General features: G+C 64.8%; 18 protein-coding genes. 5 read left to right on the plus strand and 13 right to left on the minus strand.

Annotated elements, in window-relative coordinates:
- Positions 1-26 precede the first annotated feature (26 nt).
- Positions 27-2,699 (minus strand): DNA ligase D, encoded by a 2,673-nt coding sequence (ligD, locus tag IF809_RS08440; RefSeq protein WP_462837347.1) that lies wholly within the window; start codon positions 2,697-2,699, stop codon positions 27-29.
- A 117-nt stretch (positions 2,700-2,816) separates the two neighbouring features.
- On the opposite strand from ligD, the gene ku reads away from it, so the two are divergent.
- Entirely contained in the window at positions 2,817-3,701 is an 885-nt protein-coding gene (gene ku, locus IF809_RS08445; RefSeq protein WP_128964545.1) for a non-homologous end joining protein Ku, read from the plus strand.
- Between the two features lie 116 nt (positions 3,702-3,817).
- Here ku and IF809_RS08450 read toward each other — a convergent pair whose 3' ends face one another.
- The 7 genes from IF809_RS08450 to IF809_RS08480 all read right to left on the minus strand — a co-directional run bounded on the left by IF809_RS08450 (position 3,818) and on the right by IF809_RS08480 (position 12,157).
- The gene (locus IF809_RS08450; protein ID WP_128964544.1) at positions 3,818-4,507 is read right to left on the minus strand and encodes a response regulator; all 690 of its coding nucleotides are present in this window, start codon (positions 4,505-4,507) and stop codon (positions 3,818-3,820) included.
- Positions 4,504-7,227: a DUF4118 domain-containing protein gene (locus IF809_RS08455; RefSeq protein WP_462837348.1), complete on the minus strand. Its 2,724-nt coding sequence runs from the start codon at positions 7,225-7,227 to the stop codon at positions 4,504-4,506. The genes IF809_RS08450 and IF809_RS08455 overlap by 4 nt, the downstream gene beginning before the upstream one ends.
- A 40-nt stretch (positions 7,228-7,267) precedes the next feature.
- Positions 7,268-7,873: a K(+)-transporting ATPase subunit C gene (locus tag IF809_RS08460; RefSeq protein WP_462837349.1), complete on the minus strand. Its 606-nt coding sequence runs from the start codon at positions 7,871-7,873 to the stop codon at positions 7,268-7,270.
- 111 nt (positions 7,874-7,984) lie between these two features.
- A complete protein-coding gene (gene kdpB, locus IF809_RS08465) occupies positions 7,985-10,099 on the minus strand; it encodes a potassium-transporting ATPase subunit KdpB (protein ID WP_462837350.1) in 2,115 nt (704 codons plus the stop codon).
- Between the two features lie 18 nt (positions 10,100-10,117).
- A complete protein-coding gene (kdpA, locus tag IF809_RS08470) occupies positions 10,118-11,821 on the minus strand; it encodes a potassium-transporting ATPase subunit KdpA (protein WP_462837351.1) in 1,704 nt (567 codons plus the stop codon).
- A gap of 112 nt (positions 11,822-11,933) precedes the next feature.
- Positions 11,934-12,023: a K(+)-transporting ATPase subunit F gene (locus IF809_RS08475; protein WP_453982278.1), complete on the minus strand. Its 90-nt coding sequence runs from the start codon at positions 12,021-12,023 to the stop codon at positions 11,934-11,936.
- A gap of 11 nt (positions 12,024-12,034) precedes the next feature.
- On the minus strand, positions 12,035-12,157 hold the full coding sequence (locus IF809_RS08480) for a hypothetical protein (RefSeq protein WP_283814956.1): 123 nt from the start codon (positions 12,155-12,157) through the stop codon (positions 12,035-12,037).
- Between the two features lie 264 nt (positions 12,158-12,421).
- Here IF809_RS08480 and IF809_RS08485 point away from each other — a divergent pair, with 264 nt between their 5' ends.
- The 4 genes from IF809_RS08485 to IF809_RS08500 all read left to right on the plus strand — a co-directional run bounded on the left by IF809_RS08485 (position 12,422) and on the right by IF809_RS08500 (position 15,440).
- Complete coding sequence (locus IF809_RS08485; RefSeq protein ID WP_453982277.1) at positions 12,422-12,889, plus strand: hypothetical protein; 468 nt, start codon at positions 12,422-12,424, stop codon at positions 12,887-12,889.
- 43 nt (positions 12,890-12,932) lie between these two features.
- A complete protein-coding gene (locus IF809_RS08490; RefSeq protein ID WP_462837352.1) occupies positions 12,933-13,061 on the plus strand; it encodes a hypothetical protein in 129 nt (42 codons plus the stop codon).
- A gap of 138 nt (positions 13,062-13,199) precedes the next feature.
- Positions 13,200-13,835 carry a uracil phosphoribosyltransferase gene (gene upp, locus IF809_RS08495; protein ID WP_092297480.1) on the plus strand — a complete coding sequence of 212 codons (636 nt, stop codon included), beginning with the start codon at positions 13,200-13,202 and terminating at the stop codon, positions 13,833-13,835.
- Between the two features lie 33 nt (positions 13,836-13,868).
- Positions 13,869-15,440 (plus strand): AMP-binding protein, encoded by a 1,572-nt coding sequence (locus IF809_RS08500; protein ID WP_462837353.1) that lies wholly within the window; start codon positions 13,869-13,871, stop codon positions 15,438-15,440.
- A gap of 2 nt (positions 15,441-15,442) precedes the next feature.
- Here the strand turns inward: IF809_RS08500 and IF809_RS08505 are convergent, their stop codons facing one another.
- From IF809_RS08505 to flgE, 5 genes are read right to left on the minus strand one after another with little or no spacing between them, the layout of a single operon-like run.
- Positions 15,443-16,354 carry a flagellin gene (locus IF809_RS08505; protein ID WP_462837354.1) on the minus strand — a complete coding sequence of 304 codons (912 nt, stop codon included), beginning with the start codon at positions 16,352-16,354 and terminating at the stop codon, positions 15,443-15,445.
- 16 nt (positions 16,355-16,370) lie between these two features.
- Positions 16,371-18,146, minus strand: a complete 1,776-nt coding sequence (flgK, locus tag IF809_RS08510) for a flagellar hook-associated protein FlgK (protein ID WP_128964534.1) — start codon at positions 18,144-18,146, stop codon at positions 16,371-16,373.
- 18 nt (positions 18,147-18,164) lie between these two features.
- On the minus strand, positions 18,165-18,638 hold the full coding sequence (locus IF809_RS08515) for a flagellar protein FlgN (RefSeq protein ID WP_164938486.1): 474 nt from the start codon (positions 18,636-18,638) through the stop codon (positions 18,165-18,167).
- A gap of 9 nt (positions 18,639-18,647) precedes the next feature.
- The gene (locus IF809_RS08520; protein WP_462837355.1) at positions 18,648-18,908 is read right to left on the minus strand and encodes a hypothetical protein; all 261 of its coding nucleotides are present in this window, start codon (positions 18,906-18,908) and stop codon (positions 18,648-18,650) included.
- A gap of 3 nt (positions 18,909-18,911) precedes the next feature.
- Entirely contained in the window at positions 18,912-20,177 is a 1,266-nt protein-coding gene (flgE, locus tag IF809_RS08525; RefSeq protein ID WP_462837356.1) for a flagellar hook protein FlgE, read from the minus strand.
- Positions 20,178-20,185 lie beyond the last annotated feature (8 nt).

A 20,185-nucleotide genomic window follows, 5' to 3' on the forward strand; every position in this document is an offset into this window, starting at 1 on the left:
TACGGTAGCTATGCCTGAGCGCAGATCTACTTCACTTTCCCCGCGAGCTTCTTCACCGCCGCCTTGATCGAGGCGGCCGCGTCGTCATAGCCCTCCCAGGCCTTCGACCGTGGCAACAGGCCGGGCACCGTGCGCAGCGTATATTTCTTCGGATCGAGATCGCTCTTCACCTGCGCCCAGGTCAGCGGCATCGAGACCGTGGCGCCGGCGCGCGCGCGCGGCGACAGCGGGGCCACCGCCGTCGACATCCGGTCATTGCGCAGATAATCGAGGAAGATCTTTCCCTTGCGCAGCTTCTTGGACATGTTGAGCAGATAGCGCTCGGGATCGTCGTCGGCCATCCACTGGCAGACGTCTTGCGCGAACGCCTTGGCCTCCTTCCAGGTCACCTTGTCGCGCGCGCCGTGAAGCAGCGGCACCACGACGTGAAGGCCCTTGCCGCCCGTGGTCTTGCAGAAGCTCTCCATGCCGAGATCGGTCAGACGCTGCCGCATCTCCTTGGCCGCCTGCACGACCTCGGCGAAGTCGACATCCGGCGCCGGGTCCAGATCGAACACCAGCCGCCCCGGCGTGTCATAGGCATAAGGTGCGCAATTCCAAGGGTGCAGCTCGACCCCGCCGATCTGCGCGACGGCCGCGAGCCCTTCGATCCGGTCGATCTGCAGGTAGGGCTTGCGATCGCCGGAGACTCTTGCGAGCTCGAGCAGGTTCGAGGTGCCCTGCATGGCGTGGCGCTGGAAGAAGCACTCGCCCTTGATGCCGTCAGGCGCACGGATCAACGAGCACGGCCGGCCCTTGAGGTGGACGATCATCCAGTCGCCGACGGCCTCGAGATAACGCGCAAGATCGAGCTTGGTGACCGGAGAACCTTCTCCATCGTCAGGCCACAGCTCCTTGTCCGGCTTGGAGATGACGACGCCCATCACCTCCGCGGTTCCACCTGGCTGTTTCGCCGAGCGAGCGGATTTGGCTTTTGCGGCGGGCTTCGCCCGCCCCGTCGAAGGTTCGGCGAGCTCGGTATCGACGGGCGTCTCGGCTTCGACCTCCTCGGCCGGCTTGTCCTGGCGCAGGCCCTTGAACGCGGCCTGGCGGATGTTACCGTCGGCGGTAAAGCCGGCGAATTCGATCTCGGCGACGAGCTCGGGCTTCAGCCAATGCACCTCGCGGGCTTTCTTCGGCGCATTCTTGCCGCCGAAGGGACTCTCCTTGGCTTCCATCGCCTTCAGCGACGGCATGATCCGCTTGACCTTGTCGGCACCAAAGCCGGTGCCGACCATGCCGACGAAAGCGAGATGGTCGCCGCGATGCACGCCGGCCATCAAGGAGCGGAATTTGCCATTGGTGGTCTTGTAGCCGCCGATCACGACCTCATGACCGGCGCGGCATTTCGCTTTGGTCCAGCTTTCGGTGCGCCCCGATCGGTAGGGAGCATCCAGCTTCTTCGACACCACGCCTTCGAGCTCGAGCTTGCAGGCCGATTGCAGCACCGCGTCGCCGCCGCTCTCGAAATGCTCGACATAGCGGATCTGCACCGACTTGCGCTTGCGCGCTTCCAGCAATTCCTTCAGTCGTGCCTTGCGCTCGCCGAGCGGCAGACGGCGGCAGTCCTGTCCCTCGGCAAACAGCAGATCGAACGCAAAGAAGATGAGGTCCTCGGTCTTGCCGTCCGACAGCGCGGCCTGAAGCGAGGAGAAATTCGGCGCGCCGTTGTGATCGAGCGCGACGATCTCGCCGTCGATCATCGCGTCCGGCAGTGCGCCGGCCTCCTTCGCGATGCTCGCAAACTTGTCGGTCCAATCGAGGCCCTTGCGCGTCTTCAGCGTCGCCTCGCCATCCTCGACCCGGAGCTGCACGCGATAGCCGTCGAACTTGATCTCGTGGCACCAGCCTTCACCGGCCGGCGGCCGCTCGACCGAGGTGCAAAGCTGCGGCGCGACGAAATCCGGCATCTCCGAGACCTTCTTGGCACTCGTGGCCGTCGTCGTTTTCTTTCCCGACTTTCGGGCCTTCAAAGCCGCGCGCGGCGCGGGCTTGACCGTGCGGCCCTTCGTCTCCTCGGCGCGATTGGACTGCCAGACCGCGTCAGCCTTGCCCGTGCCCTTCGCCAGCATGAACGGCTTGGGCGCACGCCCCTTGCCTTCGGCGATCTGCTCCATCGCACGGCCGGAGGCGACCGACTTGTCCTCGCCGAGGATGTCTTGGTCCTCGCTGGCATATTCGTCGCGGTGCTTGATCAAGAGCCAATTGGTTCGCTTCTCGCCGCCGCGGTTGCGCATGCGCACCAGCACCCAGCTGCCATGCAGCTTGTCGCCGTGCAGCGTGAACTTGAGATCGCCTTTCCTGAAGCCGGCTTCCGGATCCTCCGCCTCCCAGGTGCCGCGGTCCCACAGCATCACGGTGCCGCCGCCATATTGGCCTTCCGGAATCGTGCCTTCGAAATCGCCATAGTCGAGCGGGTGATCCTCGACCTCGACCGCCAGCCGCTTGTCGTGCGGATCGAGCGAGGGCCCTTTCGTCACGGCCCACGACTTGAACACGCCGTCGAATTCGAGACGGAGATCGTAATGCAGCCGGGTCGCATCATGCTTCTGGATCACGAAGCGCCGCTGCTTCGACGGCGCCACAGCGGTCTTGCCCGACGGCTCGGGCGTTTTCTCGAAGTCACGCTTCTTTCGATAAGTGGAGAGTTTCTGCAGCACGACCGGTCCCGCTTCTCTTTCAGCTTTCAGCCTATCACGCCCAAAGTCCCACCCGGAACCAAAACCCCGGAGCCCGGTTGGAGTTCCTGAAAGGCCTTGGAATCACTGGAGAATGGAATGGCTCCGCGCGCCTATTGGAAGGGAACGTTGAAGCTGTCGCTGGTGAGCTGCCCGGTCGTGCTCTATCCCGCGACCACCGCGGCCGAGAAGACGCGGTTTCACCTGATCAACCGCGAGACCGGGAACCGGCTCAAGCAGCAGATGATCGATTCGGAGACCGGCGAGGTGGTCGAGAGCGATCAGAAAGGCCGCGGCTACGAGCTGCGCAAGGGCAAATATGTCGAGATCGAGCCCGAGGAGCTCGAGGCGGTCCAGATCGAGAGCAACCACACCATCGACATCGAGAGCTTCGTGCCGAGCGAAGAGATCGACCAGCGCTATCTCAACCACCCCTATTACATCGCGCCCGACGGCAAGGCGGCCGTCGACGCCTTCGCGGTGATCCGCGACGCCATGAAGGATCAGGACCGCGTGGCGCTCGCCAAGATCGTGCTCACCAATCGCGAGCACATCATCGCCATCGAGCCGCTCGGCAAGGGTCTGCTCGGCACCACCTTGCGCTTTCCGTATGAGCTGCGCGACGAGGACCAGTTCTTCGACGACATCAAGAGCCCGAAGATCACCAGGGACATGGTCGATCTCGCCGGCCACATCCTGCACACCAAGGCAGCGCATTTCGATCCGAGCAAGTTCAAGGACGAGTACGAGACCGCGCTGAAGGCGCTGGTGAAACGCAAGGCGAGCGGCAAGACCATCGAGCTGCCCGAGCCGGAAGAGCGGCCGAGCAACGTGGTCAGCCTGATGGATGCACTGAAGCAGAGCCTGAAGGGCCGCGGCGGAAAGAAGACGGCGACGAGGTCCCATGCCAGACGTGCGACGGGGCGGCGGCAAGCTGCGAAGAAGGCGCACCGCTCGACGGCTCGGCATCGCAAGGCAGGGTAGTCGTCATTCCGGGGCGATGCGAAGCATCGAGCCCGGAATCCATCATGCCACGCATGCTGAGCGGAGAAATGGATTCCGGGCTCGCGCTGGCGCGCGCCCCGGAATGACCATTGAAACTAATCCGCCGCCTTCAACCGGTACCCGATTCCCGTCTCGGTCAGCACATATTGCGGCCGTTCCGGGTCGGCCTCGATCTTCTGGCGCAGCTGGCGAACATAGACGCGCAAGTATTGTGCGTCGGTCAGCTCGTCCCACAGCTCCTTGAGCAGGAATCTGTGGGTCAGCACCTTGCCGGCGTGCTGAACCAGCACGCGCAGCAGATCATATTCCTTCGGCGACAGCCTGATCTCGCGCTCGCCGAGCTTGACGATGCGGCGCACGAGATCGACCGAGAGATCGCCGGTGCGGAACACCGGGCGCTCGCCCTGCACCTGAAGCTGATGGCGCAGCGCGGCGCGCAGGCGTGCCAGCAGTTCGTCCATGCCGAATGGCTTGGTCAGATAATCGTCGGCACCGAGATCGAGCGCCTGCACCTTTCCGGCCTCGTCGCCGCGGCTCGACAGCACCACGATGGGCACGCTCTCGTTGCGCGCGCGGATGGTCCGCAGCAGTTCGTGGCCCTGGATATCCGGCAGGCCGAGATCCAGGATGATCAGCGCCGGCTGTTCCGTGAGCTTCTCCAGCGCGCCTCTGCCGTTCGAGGCCTCCAATATCTCGTAGCCCTGCGTCGACAGCCCCATCCGCAGCAATTTGCGGATCGGCGGCTCGTCGTCGATCACCAGGACCTTGATCGGGGCGGCGCTCATGCGGCGGTATCCAATGCGTGGGTCTGCGCCGGCACAGGCAGACGGATGGTGAGGATCGCGCCGCTGCGGTCACTGCGATTGGCGGCTGAGATCGTGCCCCCCATCGCCTCGACGAAGCCGCGGGAAATGGCGAGTCCAAGTCCGGTGCCAGGACGGACGTGATCGCCCTTTTGGACTCGGTAGAACTTGTCGAACACGCTCTCGAGCTCGTCGGGTGGGATGCCGGCGCCTTCGTCGACGACATCAAGCACCACCTGGTCGCGCTCGCGCCGGCTCCTGATCGCGACAGTCGTGTCGAGCGGCGAATATTTCGCGGCATTGTCCAGCAGGTTGAACAACACCTGCTCGAACAGCACGGCGTCGAGCTCGAGCATCGGCAGATCGGCTGCCAGCACCAGCTCTACCTTGTGAGCGGTGAGGATTTTCGAAGCGCGCCGCAGCGCGCTGCCGACGATCTCGCCGAGATCGTGCAGCGCCGTATTGGGCACGATGGCGCCGGACTCGAGCTTGGTCATGTCGAGGAGATTGGCGATGAAGCGGTTGAGCCGCTCGGACTCGTCGATGACGGTGCCGAGCAGGTCGCGCTTCTCGGTGTCGGACAGCGCGCCGGCAAGATCGCGCATGGTCGAGGCCGCGCCCAGCACCGAAGCGAGCGGCGTCTTCAGATCATGCGAGATCGAGGTCAGGAGCGCAGAACGCAGCCGCTCGGATTCGACGGTGCGCTTGACGCGGTCCATGTCCTCGACCAGCAGCACGCGCTCGATCGCAAGTGCGCCCTGATCCACCAGGGCGTCCAGCAGCCGGCGCTGATCCGGCGTCAGCAACGGGCCGGTGCGATCGTTGTCGATGCCGATCACGCCGATCGGACCACGCCCGGTGCGCATCGGCAGGAACAGCCGCTTTGCGCCCGGCAGCGTATCTGCGCCGCGACCGGCGGAACGATCATTGCTCCAGGCCCAGTTGGCGGCGGCAAGGTCGGCCTGATCGAGCTGGTCCTCCGGCGGATAGCCTGACTTCACCGTCAAAAGTCCGTCCTCCGGCAGCAGCAGCACCACGCGGACCTTCAGCATCAACGCGATCTGATAGGCCGTCGCCCACAGCACGTCGTCGAGCGTCGCGGTACCGGCAAGCTTGCGGCTGAAGGCATAGAGCTGCTCGGTCATCCTGATCCGGCCGATCGCGGTGTCGGCCTGCGTGCGCACGCGCGCTGCGACATTGGAGACCAGCATGGCGACCACCGTGAACAGGACGAAGGCGGCGACGTTGGTCGGATCGGTGATCGTGAAGGTGTAGATCGGCGGGATGAAGAAAAAATTGTAACAGAGCGACGCCGCCACGGTCGCCAGCAACGACGGCCACAGGCCGTACCGGACCGCAACCGCCACGACGGACGTCAGCAGCACGAGATCGACATTCTCGATGCCGAAATGCGGCTGGATCAATTCGGCGGCGCCGAGACCGATCAACACGATCCCGAGCGCCTTCAAGTAAGGCAGCAGATCGAACGGCTCGGCCCGCACTGCGGTTTGCACCGCGCTCCCGGCCGCGGCCTCGTCGGGCAGCTCGTTACCGGCGATGACATGGACAGTGATGTTGCCGGCGCGGCGCACCAGGTCGTGCACGACCGAGCCGCGGGTCATCTCGAACCAGCGTGAGCGGCTCGACTTGCCGATCACGATCTGGGTGACGTTGTTGCCTTGCGCGAAGTTGATGACGTCGTCGGCGATGCGGCGGCCGACCGCCGGAATGGTCAGCGCCTCGCCTCCGAGCGATTCGGCGAGCCGCAGCGTATCGGCGAGCCGGTCGCGCTCCTTGTCCGAGAGCTGCAGCGAGCGCCGCGTCTCGATCGAGAGCGCGGTGAACGGCGCGTGGAGCCGGTCGGCCAGCCGCTTCGTATACCGCACCAGCCCGGCCGCGCGCGGATCCTCGCTGACACAGACGAGGATGCGCTCGCCCGCAGCCCAGGGACCGGCGATGGCGTTGGCCTGCATGTGGTTGAGCAGCTGCTCGTCGACCCGCTCGGCCGTGCGCCGCAGCGCCAGCTCGCGCAGCGCAGTGAGGTTGCCGGGCGAGAAGTAGTGCTCCAGCGCCCGCTCTGCCTGTTTGGGGACGTAGACCTTGCCTTCACGGAGGCGCTGAATCAGATCGTCCGGCGTGAGGTCGATCAGCTCGATGGCATCGGCGCGGTCGAAGATCGAGTCAGGCACAGTCTCGCGCACGCGGACATGCGTGATCTGGGCGACCACGTCATTCAGGCTCTCGATGTGCTGGATGTTGACGGCGGTGTAGACGTCGATGCCGTGAGACAGTAGCTCTTCGACGTCGAGATAGCGCTTGGGATGACGACTGCCGGCAGCGTTGGTGTGGGCGAGCTCGTCGACCAGAGCGAGCTTCGGCCGTCGCGCGATCACGGCATCGAGGTCCATCTCCTCGACGATTTGGCCGCGGTAATCGAGCCGCTTGCGCGGGACGACCTCGAGCCCTCGCACCAGCGCTTCGGTTTCCGCGCGGCCATGGGTCTCGACGAAACCGACCACGACGTCAACGCCGGCCTTGCGCTTGGCGTGGGCGCTCTGCAGCATCTCGTAGGTCTTGCCGACGCCGGGAGCGGCGCCGACGAAGATCTTCAGCTTGCCGCTCGCGCTCTCCTCCCGGCGCGCAGCTTCCAGCAGCGCCTCCGGCGACGGACGTTGTTCGGGATCGCGGCGCTGCTGAACCATCAGCCCAATATAATCGTCCTGATATTCCGAGCCTAGAGCGCTACTTCGCGGATGCACGATCCAGTGCGAGGTTCAGCGCAAGAACGTTAACCCTGGGTTCGCCGAGCAGGCCGAACAGACGACCCTCGGTGTTGGAGGCGACGAGCTGCTTCAGCGAATCCTCCGACATATTCCGCGCTTTGGCCACACGGGGCACCTGGAATTGCGCCGCTTCCGGCGAAATGTCGGGATCGAGACCGCTGGCCGAGGTCGTGACCAGATCGACCGGGACCGTTGCGTTCGGGTTCTCGGTTTTCAGCCTGTCCACATCCTCCTTCAGCCGATCGGCCAGTGCCTTGCTGGTCGGACCGAGATTGGAGCCGCCCGAATTGGCGGCGTTGTAGGGCGCGGGGACCGTCTTTGTGGAATCATTGGGGTCCGGCGCCAGCGTCGCCGAGGGGCGGCCGTGGAAATATTTGTCGTCCTTGAACTCCTGCCCGATCAGGGCGGAGCCGACCACCTTGCCATCCTTCTCGATCAGGCTGCCTTGCGCCTTGGCGGGGAAGATCGCGCCGGCGATGCCGGTCATGGCGAGCGGATAGGCCAGGCCCGTGATGGCGGTGAGCACGAGCAACAGGACGATAGCGGAGCGGATTTCTCTGAGCATGTTGGGTCTCCAGTTACGTCGTCATTGCGAGCGAAGCGAAGCAATCCAGGATCTTTCCTTGGAGACGTTCTGGATTGCTTCGTCGCTTCGCTTCGCTCACCATGACGGAGGTTAGGCCAGGTGCAAGGCAACGACCGCGAGGTCGATCGCCTTGATGCCGATGAAGGGAATGACGATGCCGCCAAGGCCGTAGATCAGGAGGTTGCGCCGAAGCAGCGCGCCGGCACCGACCGCACGGTAGGCGACGCCCTTGAGCGCCAGCGGGATCAAGCCGATGATGATCAGGGCGTTGAAGATGATCGCCGACAGGATGGCGCTCTGGGGGCTCGACAGGTTCATGACGTTGAGCACGCCGAGCTGCGGGTAGAACGCCAGGAACATCGCCGGGATGATCGCGAAATACTTGGCGACGTCGTTGGCGATCGAGAACGTCGTGAGCGCACCGCGCGTCATCAAGAGCTGCTTGCCGATCTCCACCACCTCGATCAGCTTGGTCGGGTTGGAGTCGAGGTCGACCATGTTGCCGGCCTCGCGCGCGGCCTGGGTGCCGGTGTTCATGGCAACACCGACATCGGCCTGGGCGAGCGCCGGCGCGTCGTTGGTGCCGTCGCCGCACATCGCCACCAGCTTGCCCTTGGCCTGCTCGTCCCGGATCAGCTTGAGCTTGTCCTCCGGGGTTGCCTGCGCCAGGAAGTCGTCGACGCCGGCTTCCGCGGCGATCGCGGCCGCCGTCATCGGGTTGTCGCCGGTGATCATGACGGTACGGATGCCCATGCGACGCAGCTCGGCGAAGCGCTCGCGGATGCCGCCCTTGACGATGTCCTTGAGCTGGACGATGCCGAGCAGCCTGCCGTCCTTGGCGACGGCCAGCGGCGTGCCGCCGGACTTCGACACGTCGTCGGCAATGGCCTGGATCTCGCGGCCGAGCTCGGACAGGGCAGCAGGCTGTATCGCCCGCGCCGTGTTGCCGGACGCGACTGCGGTCGGAGCGCCTCCGCCGATGTAGTTGAGCATGGCATCGACCGCGCCCTTGCGCACCGACGAGCCGCCGGCATCGACACCGCTCATGCGGGTCTGCGCCGTGAACGGAATGAAGGTTGCGCCAAGCTCCGCCATCTCACGGCCGCGAATGCCGTATTTTTCCTTGGCGAGCACGACGATGGAACGACCCTCCGGCGTCTCGTCGGCGAGCGAGGCCAGCTGGGCGGCGTCCGCCAGCTCCTGCTCGGTCACGCCGCGCACCGGGCGGAAAGCGGTCGCCTGCCGGTTGCCGAGCGTGATGGTGCCGGTCTTGTCGAGCAGCAGCGTGTCGACGTCACCGGCGGCCTCGACGGCGCGGCCGGACATCGCCAGCACATTGAAGCGCACCAGGCGGTCCATGCCGGCAATGCCGATTGCCGACAGCAGCGCGCCGATCGTGGTCGGGATCAGCGTCACGAACAGCGCGACCAGCACGATCACCGAGATCGAGCCGCCGGCGTAGGCGGCGTAGCTCGGAATGGTGACGGTGGCGAACACGAAGATAATGGTGAGGCCGGCGAGCAGGATGTTGAGCGCGATCTCGTTCGGCGTCTTGGCCCGCTCGGCGCCCTCGACCAGCTTGATCATGCGGTCGATGAAGGTCGAGCCTTGCGCCGCGGTGATGCGGACTCGGATCCAGTCGGACAGCACCTGGGTGCCGCCTGTCACCGCCGAGCGATCGCCGCCGGACTCGCGGATCACGGGCGCGGATTCGCCGGTGATGGCGGCCTCGTTGACGGACGCGACGCCCTCGATCACCTCGCCGTCGGAGGGGATGGTGTCGCCCGCCTCGACCAGCACGACATCGCCGACCTTCAGGCTCGTGCCCGGCACCAGCTTGAAATCCTGCCCCGTGCGGGTCAGGAGCTTGGCCTGGCTCTCGGTGCGGGTCTTGCGCAGCGAGTCGGCCTGGGCCTTGCCGCGCCCTTCGGCCACCGCTTCGGCGAAGTTGGCGAACAGCACAGTGAACCAGAGCCAGACGATGATCTGGAAGGTGAAGCCGAGATTTGCCCCGCCGGTGACGAGGTCGCGCAGGAAGATCACGGTGGTCAGGGCGGCCACGATCTCGACGACGAACATCACGGAGTTCTTGATCATCAAGCGCGGATCGAGCTTGGTGACGGATGCGCGGATCGCGGGCACGACGATCTTGGGATCGAGCATCGCCGAGACGGACGCACGCTTTTGCTGTTTCATGGCTTCCATGGAGGTCACTCCAGACAATCAGAAGAGGTTGCCGGCGTTCATCGCCAGATGTTCGACGATCGGGCCCAGCGCGAGCGCCGGGAAGAAGGTCAGGCCCCCCATGATCAGGATGACGCCGACGACGAGGCCGACGAACAGGCCGCCGGTGGTCGGGAACGTGCCCATCGACGGCGGGATCGACTTCTTCTCGGCGAGCGAGCCCGCGATCGCCATGGCCGGGACGATCATGAAGAAGCGGCCGACGAACATCGCGCTTGCCAGCGTCAGGTTGTAGAAGAACGTGTTGCCGCTGAGGCCGGCGAAGGCCGAGCCGTTGTTGCCGGTGCCCGATGTGTAGGCGTAGAGCACTTCGGTGAAGCCGTGCGGGCCGGCATTCGCCATGGAGGCGACGGCCGCCGGATAGACCACGCCGACCGCGGTCCAGCCGAGGATCATCAGCGGCAGCACCAGGATCGCCAGCATCGCCATCTTGACCTCGCGCGCCTCGATCTTCTTGCCGACATATTCCGGGGTGCGGCCGACCATCAGGCCTGCGACGAAGATCGCGAGAATGACGAACAGCAGCATGCCGTACATGCCGGCGCCGACGCCGCCGACGATGATTTCGCCGAGCTCGATGTTGATCAGCGGGATCATGCCGCCGAGCGCGGTAAAGCTGTCATGCATGGCATTGACCGCGCCGCAGGAGGCTGCCGTGGTGATGACGGCGAACAACGAGGAGGCAACGATGCCGAAGCGGACTTCCTTGCCCTCCATGTTGCCGCCGGCAAGCCCGAGCGCCTGAAGCATCGAGGTGCCACCGGCTTCCGCCCAATAGGTGATGGCGACACCGGTGACGAACAACACGCCCATCACGGCGAGAAGCGCCCAGCCCTGGCGCTGGTTGCCGACCATGCGGCCGAACACGTTGGTCAGTGCGGCGCCGAGCGCGAAGATCGAGATCATCTGCACGAAGTTCGACAGCGCGGTCGGGTTCTCGAAGGGGTGGGCGGCATTGGCGTTGAAGAAACCGCCGCCATTGGTGCCCAGCATCTTGATCGCGACCTGCGAGGCCACCGGGCCGACCGCGATGGTCTGCTTGGCGCCTTCGAGCGTCGTGGCCTCGACGTAATCTCCGAGCGTCTGCGGCATACCCTGCCAGACCAGGAACAGCGTGTAGACGATGCAGATCGGCAGCAGCACGTAGAGCGTACAACGTGTCACATCGACCCAGAAATTGCCGACCGTGCGCATCGATGCACGCGAGAAGCCGCGTATCAGGGCGACCGCGAGGGCAATGCCTGTCGCCGCCGACAGGAAATTCTGGTGCGTCAGGCCGAGCATCTGCACGAGATAGGACAGCGTGCTCTCGCCGCCGTAGTTCTGCCAGTTGGTGTTGGTGATGAAGGAGACCGCGGTATTGAAGGACAGATCCTCGGCCACCGCCCCCTGCCCGGCCGGATTGAACGGCAGCACGGCCTGCAGGCGCATCACGCCGTAGATGATCAGCAAGCCGCCGACATGGAACAGCAGCATGGCGACCGTGTAGGTCAGCCAGTGCTGCTCGCGCTTCTCGTCGACGCCGGAAACCCAATAGATGCCGGCCTCGATCGGGCGCAGCACCGGCGAAAGGAATGTCTTTTCGCCGTTGAACACGCGCGTCATGTACCAGCCGAGCGGCTTTGTGAGCGCGACGATGACGACGCAAAACAGAATGATCTGGAGCCAACCGGTCACGGTCATGGAATCAACCCTTCAGGCTTGGTGCCCGGCGGAGCAGCGGCAGCAGCACCACAAACAGGCAGCCGACCAGCGCAACATCCGCCAGCAGCAATTCGACAAGCAGCAGCACGGCTCAGAACCGCTCCGGCCGCAACAGTGCATAGGTGAGGTAGATCAGGAGGCCGAACGAGACGCTGCCGGCGAGCACATAATCGAAGATCATGGTCCGCTCCGTTACAGTCGTTCGCAGACGTAAGTGTAGCCGATTGCAAGCGCGAAGAAGCCGAAGCCCAGCGCCAGCATCAGAATGTCCATCATGGAGATGCTCCTCGTTGCACCCTCTATCGGGAGCAACACTTTTCACCGACCCGGCGGAGCTCGTAGAAAGAAGCCGGGACTTTTGACCGTGCTGAAATGCCATCACGGCCATAGGTTTTCGAGACGGGGACTGTGGCGAAGTTATAGGAATTTCATAAAGGCCGGACGGCCTGCGATGCATCGCGCCCCTCGGCCTTTATAAGATTCCTATATCTGCCATCCCCTTCCCCTCTCGTTTTCAAATGGCGTCCCCGCCACCCTGAAGACGCCGGCCGACTGCCGACGCCCCTTCCAGGAGGCTGCATGACCGCCACTCTCCCCCACTACGAGCCACCCTCCCTCAGCGAGCGCCTGCGTCACGTGCAAGGCATGACCCGACCGTTGATGCTCGAAATCATCGAAAAGGCCTGCCGCCGCTTTCCCTCGCTTGGACAGTCCGAGCGCACCGCGCGCGTCATGCGCCTGATCGACGTGGAGGCGTGGGCCGACGCGGCGCTGGCATTGCTCGAGCTCGAACTGCCGCTGTGGCACATCCGCCGCATCGCCTATGACGAAGGCGAATGGCACTGTGCGATCTCCCGTGAACGCGAGCTCCCGGATTGGCTCGACACGGCCGTCGAGGGATGCCACGGCGACCTCGCAATCGCCCTGCTGTCGGCTTTCGTGGAAGTCCAGGCCATAGCCGTAGAAGCCTCGCGGCCGAGCGTTCCCAGCGTGCGCCCTGCGGCAGATCCACTCTATGAGCCGGCGTCTTGCGAGAATTTCAGCTGAGCGAACCCCGAAACCCCATGGTCATCCGACAGTCCCGCCTGGCATGAAACTCTTCAGAGGACATTTCGAGCACGCGGTCACGATGACCATCCTGGCCATGACATTGAGCTTGGTCTGGGGCAGCATCCTGGCCATCGTGATCATGCTCGCAGCGTGCGGTCTTGGCGTCTAGACCCCACGCTTCCGCGCGATCGACCGCGAATTGACCATGGCTGCCTACGCGGCGAGCAACCGGCCAGCCACCCCGCCGCTTGCGGAAAACGCCTAGCCGATCTGGCGCATTTTCGCGGAACCGTGTTAGATCGCTTGCATGAGCACAAGCCGCGTCAACGTCGTCGCCCACCCCCTGGTCCAGCACAAGCTTTCCCTGATGCGGGAGAAGGATCGCTCGACCAAGAGCTTCCGCGAGATCCTGAACGAGGTCGGGATGCTGCTCGGCTACGAGGTGACGCGCGACCTGCCGCTTGAGCTGGTGGAGATCGAGACGCCGATCTCCCCGATGCAGGCGCCGAAGATCGCCGGCAAGAAGCTCACGCTGGCGCCGATCCTGCGCGCCGGCGTCGGCTTCCTCGACGGCATGCTGGCGCTGATGCCCTCGGCCCGCATCGCCCATATCGGGCTTTACCGCGACCCCGAGACATTGCAGGCCGTGGAATATTACTTCAAGGCGCCGCAGGACCTGTCCGACCGCACCGTGATCCTGATGGACCCGATGCTGGCGACCGGCAATTCGGCCTGCGCCGGCGCCTCGCTGCTCAAGGACCGCGGCGCCCGCGACATCCGCTTCGTCTGCCTGCTGGCGGCGCCGGAGGGGATCGCGCAATTCCAGAGCGAGCATCCCGACGTGCCGATCTGGACCGCCGCGATCGACGAGCGGCTCAACGATCACGGCTACATCGTGCCGGGCCTTGGCGATGCCGGCGACCGGATGTTCGGCACCAAGTAGACAGGCTGGCGCGATCGGGCTACTCCGGTTGCCATGCATGCCGACGAGGTTTCACTTCATTCGCTGATCGGATCGGACACCGCTGCCGAGCCGGCCTTCGTGTTCGACGACACGCCTGTCTCGCGCGCGGAATTCTCAGGAAAGATCGGGCAGACCGCGGCCTGGCTGGCGGCGCAGGGAATCGGCAAGGGCGACGTCGTCGCAGTCTGGCTGGTCAACCGGATCGAATGGATCGCGCTGCTGTTCGCCGCCGCCCGGCTCGGCGCGATCGTCGCCGCCGTGAATACACGCTACCGCAGCGCGGAGGTCGCGCATCTCCTCAAATTGTCCGGCGCCAAGCTGCTGGTGATCGAGGCGGCGTTCCGCGCGATCGAGTTCGCGGCGATCCTCGCCGACATCTCCAAAGACGAGGTGCCCGCGCTGCAGAAGCTCGCAGTGATCGGCCCGCACGCGGTATCCGCGCAATGGCCTTTCGTACGCTTCGATGCGTTCGAGAAGCCCTACCCGTCGGCACGTGCCCAAGGCGATATCGACCTGCCGGTTCTGCTCTACACCACATCGGGCACGACCAAGGGGCCCAAGCTGGTGGCGCATTCGCAGCGGACGCTGACGAGCCACGCCAACGCTGTGGCCCGCGCGCTTCGGCTCTCTCCGCAGCGCCATTCGCTGCTGGCAATGCTGCCTTTCTGCGGCACCTTCGGCATGACGAGCCTGCTCGGCTTCATCGCGGCTGGCGCGACAATCCACGTGCTCGATGCCTTCGAGGCGGCGCCGGCGTCGAAGATCCTCAGCGAACACAGGATCACGCACGCCTTCGGCTCCGACGAGATGTTCCGCCGCATTCTCGCTCTCAGCGACGCGCCGCGGCCATACCCGCATCTCGAAGTCTGCGGCTTTGCCGCCTTCCAGCCCGGCTGGCGCGAGCTGGCTGCGCAGGCCGAAGCGCGCGGCCTGTCGCTGTTCGGCCTCTACGGTTCGAGCGAAGTGCAGGCGCTGTTCTCGATCGGCCGTGGCACCGACGCCTTTGCCGATCGCATCGAGGGCGGCGGCTGGCCGATGTCATCGGAGGCGAAGGTGCGCGTGCGCAACACCGAGACCGGCCAACTCGCCGCTCCCGGTGTCTCCGGCGAAATCGAGATCAGCGCGCCGTCGCGCTTACTCGGCTATTTCAACAATCCCGATGCGACGCGCGAGGCGATCGCTGCGGATGGCTTCTTCCGCACCGGCGATATCGGCCGGCTCCGCGGCGACGGCTCATTCGTTTATGAAACCCGCGCCGGCGATGCCATGCGCCTCGGCGGCTTCCTGGTCGCGCCCGGCGAGGTCGAGGATGAGCTCAAATCCTGCGCGGGCGTTGCGGATGCGCAGGTCGTCGCCGTCGATCTGAACGGCCAGGCGCGCTGCGTGGCCTTCGTCATCCCGGCCGGCGCGCCCCCGCAGCAGGAAACGTTGCTCGCCCGCCTGCGCGAGCGGCTCGCCGGTTACAAGGTGCCGGCACGGATCTATCTCGTGGACGCCTTCCCGGTCACCGACAGCGCCAACGGCGTCAAGATCCAGCGCGCAAAGCTCCGCGTCATGGCGATGGAACGGATCGCGGCCGAATAGGCCTACTTCAGATAGCTCGCCAGATTCATGCCCAGGATCTTGGACATCGCCGAATAGGACGCGGTGAGCTGGGTCTGGTCGGTCGAGAGCTGGGCGGTGATGGCGGCGACATCGACCCCGGTGAGGTCGTTCGACAGGCTCTCGGCATAGCTCTTGTAATCGGTCTGGCGTGTGCTCGCCGCCTCGATCGAGGACGCTGAGCTGGAGAGCTTGGCCTGTACCGCGGCGGTGTCGTCGAGCGCGGTGCTCGCCAGATCGAGCGCGCTCGAAATGTCCGAGGACGATAGCGAGCTGCTGTTGGCCACGAACTTCAGCACGCGCATCACCTCCTCGAACGCCGAATTGTCGGCGTTGACCCCGTACGACACGGTGTTGTCGGTGGCGACACGCACCGAGGCGATCTCGTTACCGCCCTTGTAGTAGCTGGCATCCACCGTGGTGGTGGAGCCTGTCCCCGACGAAAAGCTGGTGAGGTCGACCGGCGCCGTGTCGGTCTTACCGCCGGCAAAGACATACTGGCCGTCATATTGGGTGTTCATCAGCGAGCCCATCTCTTGCAGCATCTGCTGTGCCGAGGAGATCACGGATGTAGTTTCAGTCGAGCTTCCGGTCGAGGCGGCGCTGAGCTGGGTGCGGAGCTGGGTGATGATGTCGGTCATCGATCCGACCGCCGAATACATCACCTGCACCTTGCTGTCGGCGAGCGTCGCCGCATCGATATAGGACTGCGCGCGCGTCACCGACACCTGGAGATTGACGACATGCTGCGCGTTCGAGCCGTAGCCGCCGAAATCGGTGGAGACGACGCCCGAGGATTCCTGGACCTGCTCGCTGGCCATCACCGATTCCACGCGCATCGCGTCGGCGATCATCTGGCTCGACTGGGCGAAGGTGGCGATCCGCATCGCGACCATGGGCCTGCTCCCCGCGTTACGACGACTGCACGGCGGTGATCAGCGCCGAGTACATCGTGTTGATCGCCGAGATCAGCGCGGACGCCGCCGAGTACTGGTTCTGTAGCGTGCTCAGATTGGCCGATTCCTCGTCGAGGTTGACGCCCGACTGCGACGACAGCGAGCTTGCATAGGTCGATTGCGCGGTCTCCTTGGCGGTGTAATTGGTCGAGGCCTGCGAGGACTTGCTCGCAACGTCGGCGACGATAGTCGAGGCGTAGTCGGCGAACGACCCGGTGGTGGCAGCGAGACCTCCGGTGGAGGAAAACGTCCGGGACGCAGTCAATGCGCTGTAGAGCGCATTGACTGTGGTCGCCGACCCCGATGTCAGCACGCTGTTGCCGGCGGTGAGGCTCGATGAGGAATTCAGCGTGGCGAGCTGCAGCCCCTTGGTGCCGGTCAGAATACTGCTGTCGACCGCGATATCCGATGCACTGGTTCCGGTCATGAGGTCGTTGAGGCCGAAATAGCTCGAAAACCCCTCGTTCGAGCTTCCCACCGAGCTCGTCATCTCGTTGATGGCGATGCCATTGCCCGAAGCGGTCGCCGAGATCGAGAGATGGCCGTTCGCATCGATTGAGGCCGACATCCCGGAGATGCCATTGATGGCCGTCACGAGATCGCCGACGGTCGAATAGGACGACAAATCGAGATCGCCGTATGAGACCAGATTTCCGCTCTGGTCGGTGACAGCAAGGCGCACCGTACCGGTGGCGGACAGCGCCGTGCCGCTGGTAACGCTGGTCGTTCCGGTTAGGCTCGTCGGCGCCGGCACCGAGGAGGCGCTGTTCGAGACGGTGTTGACCGCCGAGGCAAGCTGGCTCGCGAGCTGATCGAGCTGCGATTGCGCCGCCGGCAGGGTCTTGTCGCGGAGAGTGACGAGCGCGCCAATGTCGCCGCCAGTGATCTGCGACGTGATGTCGACACCGTTCACCGAGATCGCGCTGAAGCCGCTCGACGAGGAGCCCGCCGTGTAGGTCGTCGACGGCGACACGTTGGCCGCAGCCGCATAGCTGATCTTGTGCGCGGACGAGTCGACCAGCGCCTGCCCGGTCGTGGTGTAGACCTGGAGATCGCCGTTCGAGGCGGTGTAGTAGCTGACGTTCATCTTGGAGGCGACGTCCTGGAGCGCGGTGTTGCGCTGGTCCTCCAGGTCGGCCGTCGACTGGCCGGCCGCGGCCGTCTGCTTGATCTCGGCGTTCAGATCCGAAATGTTCTGCAGGTCCGTGTTGACGTCGTCGATCGAGGACGCGATGTCCTGGTCGGCATTGGAGCGGAGCTTCTGGATCCCGCTCGAGGTCTCCCGCAACTGGCTGGTGACGTCGTCGAGCGCGCTGACGACGTTGGATTGCAGCGAGGCGCTGCTCGGCGTGCTCGCCAGCGACGACAGAGCCGATTCCAGCGAAGCGATGCTGTTGGCGAGCGACGTTCCGGTTGACGAGCTGCTGGTGCTGCTGGTCGAGCCGTAGAGCTTTTCCAGCGACGTCAGATAGGTATTGGTCGTGTCGGCCGCACCGAGATCGGAATCCGCACTGACCAGCGACTTCAGCAGCAGCTTGTCGACCGTCGAGGTGATGCCCGTCACGGTGACGCCGGTACCGACGCCGTTGGTGACGCTGCTCGACTGGTTCGCGGTTTTTTTGGTGTAGCCCGTCGTGTCGGCGTTCGAGATGTTCGACGACGTGACGCTGATCTGCACCGACGTGGACGACAGGCCGCTGAAAGCGATCGATCGTGCGATATCGAGCGACACGGAGGCCTCCCCTGCTCTTCAGGCGCTGCGGCTGGTGCCGCTGGAGACGGCGCGCGCGGAAACGCGGCCCGAGGCGCCATAGGGCGTCACGGCGGCGATCTGCTCACGGATCGCCTGCATGACCGCCTCGATCCGTCGGTTGCTGGCCTCGATCGCGGCCCGCAGACGCACCAGGTTCTCGTCCATGGCGGCGCGCAGCTTCAGGATCCGGTCCAGCAGCTGCTCGCGCAGGATCCGGTCCCGCACGTTCAGCGTGGTCGTGCCGGCCGCGCACTCGGCGACCGTACGCTCGAAAATCTCTGCCAGGCGGTTCTTCTCATCGACCTGCTTCAGCCGCGAGGCCGGCAGGCCCTTGGCGAGCTCGGCGTTCTCTTCCGCGATCAGCGCGATCAGGACGTCGATCAGCGCGATCAGCGACTTGATCCGCGCATCGCCGGTTGCGGCGCCGGCTTTGGTGGCTTGGCTATTGGCTTGGGCTACACTCATGATCATCGCCTTCTTCTAATTGTGCCGCTTGCCGCGACGGGCTTGCGCGTTGCGCAAGTATGTGCCGATCGCGGTCGTCCTGACGGTCGCCTGTCTCATTTCGCTGTCGACATCAGCGCATTCCTTCAGCAGACCGCGCCGCGTCGTCTCGAGATCGTCGAGCAGCGCAACGATTTGCTTGCGATCGCTCTCCGCGACGGTTGCGGCCCGCGCGACCAGTCGTTGCAGCCGGCGCAGCAGCGCTTCTCCGGCGGCGCTCGCCTTGTCGCGACGCATCGCTCACCTCATCGCCGAGATCAGGGTGTCGTACATCTTGTTGACGGTGGAGATGACCTGAGACGCAGCCGAATAGGCTTGCTGCGCGGAGATCATGCTCGAGAACTGGCTGGAGGTGTCGGTGGTCGAGGATTCCAGCTCGCTGCCGTAGATCGTGCCCGCACCGTTCTCGCCGGAGGCCTGCAGCGCGGCGCTCCCCGAGGTGACCGTCGCGGAATAGAGACCGTCGCTGGCGGCGGATAGTCCGGTGGGGTCGGCAAAGGTCGCCACCGCGATCTTGTAGATCGCGATGGTCTGGCCGTTGGAATAGGTGGCGTCGACGACGCCGTTCTTGCCGATCGAAATACTGGAGAGCTTGCCGTAGGACAGGCCGTCCGAGGAGATGCTGGTGACGTTGACCGTCGGCGTCGTCTCGCCCGAGGCGTATTGCGTCAGACCGTCGGTCTTGCCGGCGGTGCCGAGATTCATCGTAATCGTGCTGTCAGCCGCGCCATCGGTCCAGCCCGTGATTTTGACGGTCGCGGGACTTGGGCTGGTGCTGGCAAGCGAGCCGTCGCTGTTGAAGGTGATGGCGACCGAGCCCGAGGCCGTGCCGGTCGCGGTGGTGGTATCCGAGGTCGAGGTCGGATTGGCGAAGCTCGCGCTCCAGGTGTTGGTCCCGGTCTTGGTCCAGGTCACCTGCATCGAGTTCGCGGCGCCGAGCGAATCGTAAACGGTCATCGAGCTGGTGTAGGTGTCGCCGGTGGCGGCATCCGACGGCAGGTTGGCCGCAATCGTGGTCTTGGTGGTGGCGCTGCCACTGGTCGAGGCGATCTCTGTGTTGATGGCCTGGAGATTGCTCGCCGATTCATTGCCGACGACGTTGCCGTCCGCATCGGTGCGCCAGCCCTCGAGATAGCTGCCGTTGTTTTCGAGATAGCCCGCATTGTCGGTCGAGAAGGCGCCATTGCGGGTGTAGGAGGTGGTGCCGCCCGACGTCGCGCTGGTCACGACGAAGAAGCCCGAGCCCTGGATCGCAACGTCGGTGGCGTTGGAGGTCGAGGCCAGCAGGCCCTGCTGGGTGATGTTGGCGCGGCCCGAGACGGTGACGCCGCCCGAGGCATAAGACGTCGCGTTGCTCGAGGCGGTGACGAGGTCGTCGAACATCGCCGACGTCGTCTTGTAGCCGGTCGTAGAGGAATTGGCGATGTTGTCGCTGATCATGGACAGCGACTGGCTCTGCGCGCTGAGCGCGGAGATCGCCGAAGAAAGGGCACCGGTGAGACTCATGATGAAAC

It is taken from the genome of Bradyrhizobium sp. UFLA06-24, assembly GCF_054967145.1.

Coding starts and splice junctions, on each gene's coding strand:
- ku (WP_128964545.1), top strand. CDS start 2,817: ATGGCTCCGCGCGCCTATTGGAAGGGAACGTTGAAGCTGTCGCTGGTG.
- IF809_RS08450 (WP_128964544.1), bottom strand. CDS start 4,507: ATGAGCGCCGCCCCGATCAAGGTCCTGGTGATCGACGACGAGCCGCCG.
- IF809_RS08455 (WP_462837348.1), bottom strand. CDS start 7,227: ATGGTTCAGCAGCGCCGCGATCCCGAACAACGTCCGTCGCCGGAGGCG.
- IF809_RS08460 (WP_462837349.1), bottom strand. CDS start 7,873: ATGCTCAGAGAAATCCGCTCCGCTATCGTCCTGTTGCTCGTGCTCACC.
- kdpB (WP_462837350.1), bottom strand. CDS start 10,099: ATGGAAGCCATGAAACAGCAAAAGCGTGCGTCCGTCTCGGCGATGCTC.
- kdpA (WP_462837351.1), bottom strand. CDS start 11,821: ATGACCGTGACCGGTTGGCTCCAGATCATTCTGTTTTGCGTCGTCATC.
- IF809_RS08475 (WP_453982278.1), bottom strand. CDS start 12,023: ATGATCTTCGATTATGTGCTCGCCGGCAGCGTCTCGTTCGGCCTCCTG.
- IF809_RS08485 (WP_453982277.1), top strand. CDS start 12,422: ATGACCGCCACTCTCCCCCACTACGAGCCACCCTCCCTCAGCGAGCGC.
- IF809_RS08490 (WP_462837352.1), top strand. CDS start 12,933: ATGAAACTCTTCAGAGGACATTTCGAGCACGCGGTCACGATGACCATC.
- upp (WP_092297480.1), top strand. CDS start 13,200: ATGAGCACAAGCCGCGTCAACGTCGTCGCCCACCCCCTGGTCCAGCAC.
- IF809_RS08500 (WP_462837353.1), top strand. CDS start 13,869: ATGCATGCCGACGAGGTTTCACTTCATTCGCTGATCGGATCGGACACC.
- IF809_RS08505 (WP_462837354.1), bottom strand. CDS start 16,354: ATGGTCGCGATGCGGATCGCCACCTTCGCCCAGTCGAGCCAGATGATC.
- IF809_RS08515 (WP_164938486.1), bottom strand. CDS start 18,638: ATGATCATGAGTGTAGCCCAAGCCAATAGCCAAGCCACCAAAGCCGGC.
- IF809_RS08520 (WP_462837355.1), bottom strand. CDS start 18,908: ATGCGTCGCGACAAGGCGAGCGCCGCCGGAGAAGCGCTGCTGCGCCGG.
- flgE (WP_462837356.1), bottom strand. CDS start 20,177: ATGAGTCTCACCGGTGCCCTTTCTTCGGCGATCTCCGCGCTCAGCGCG.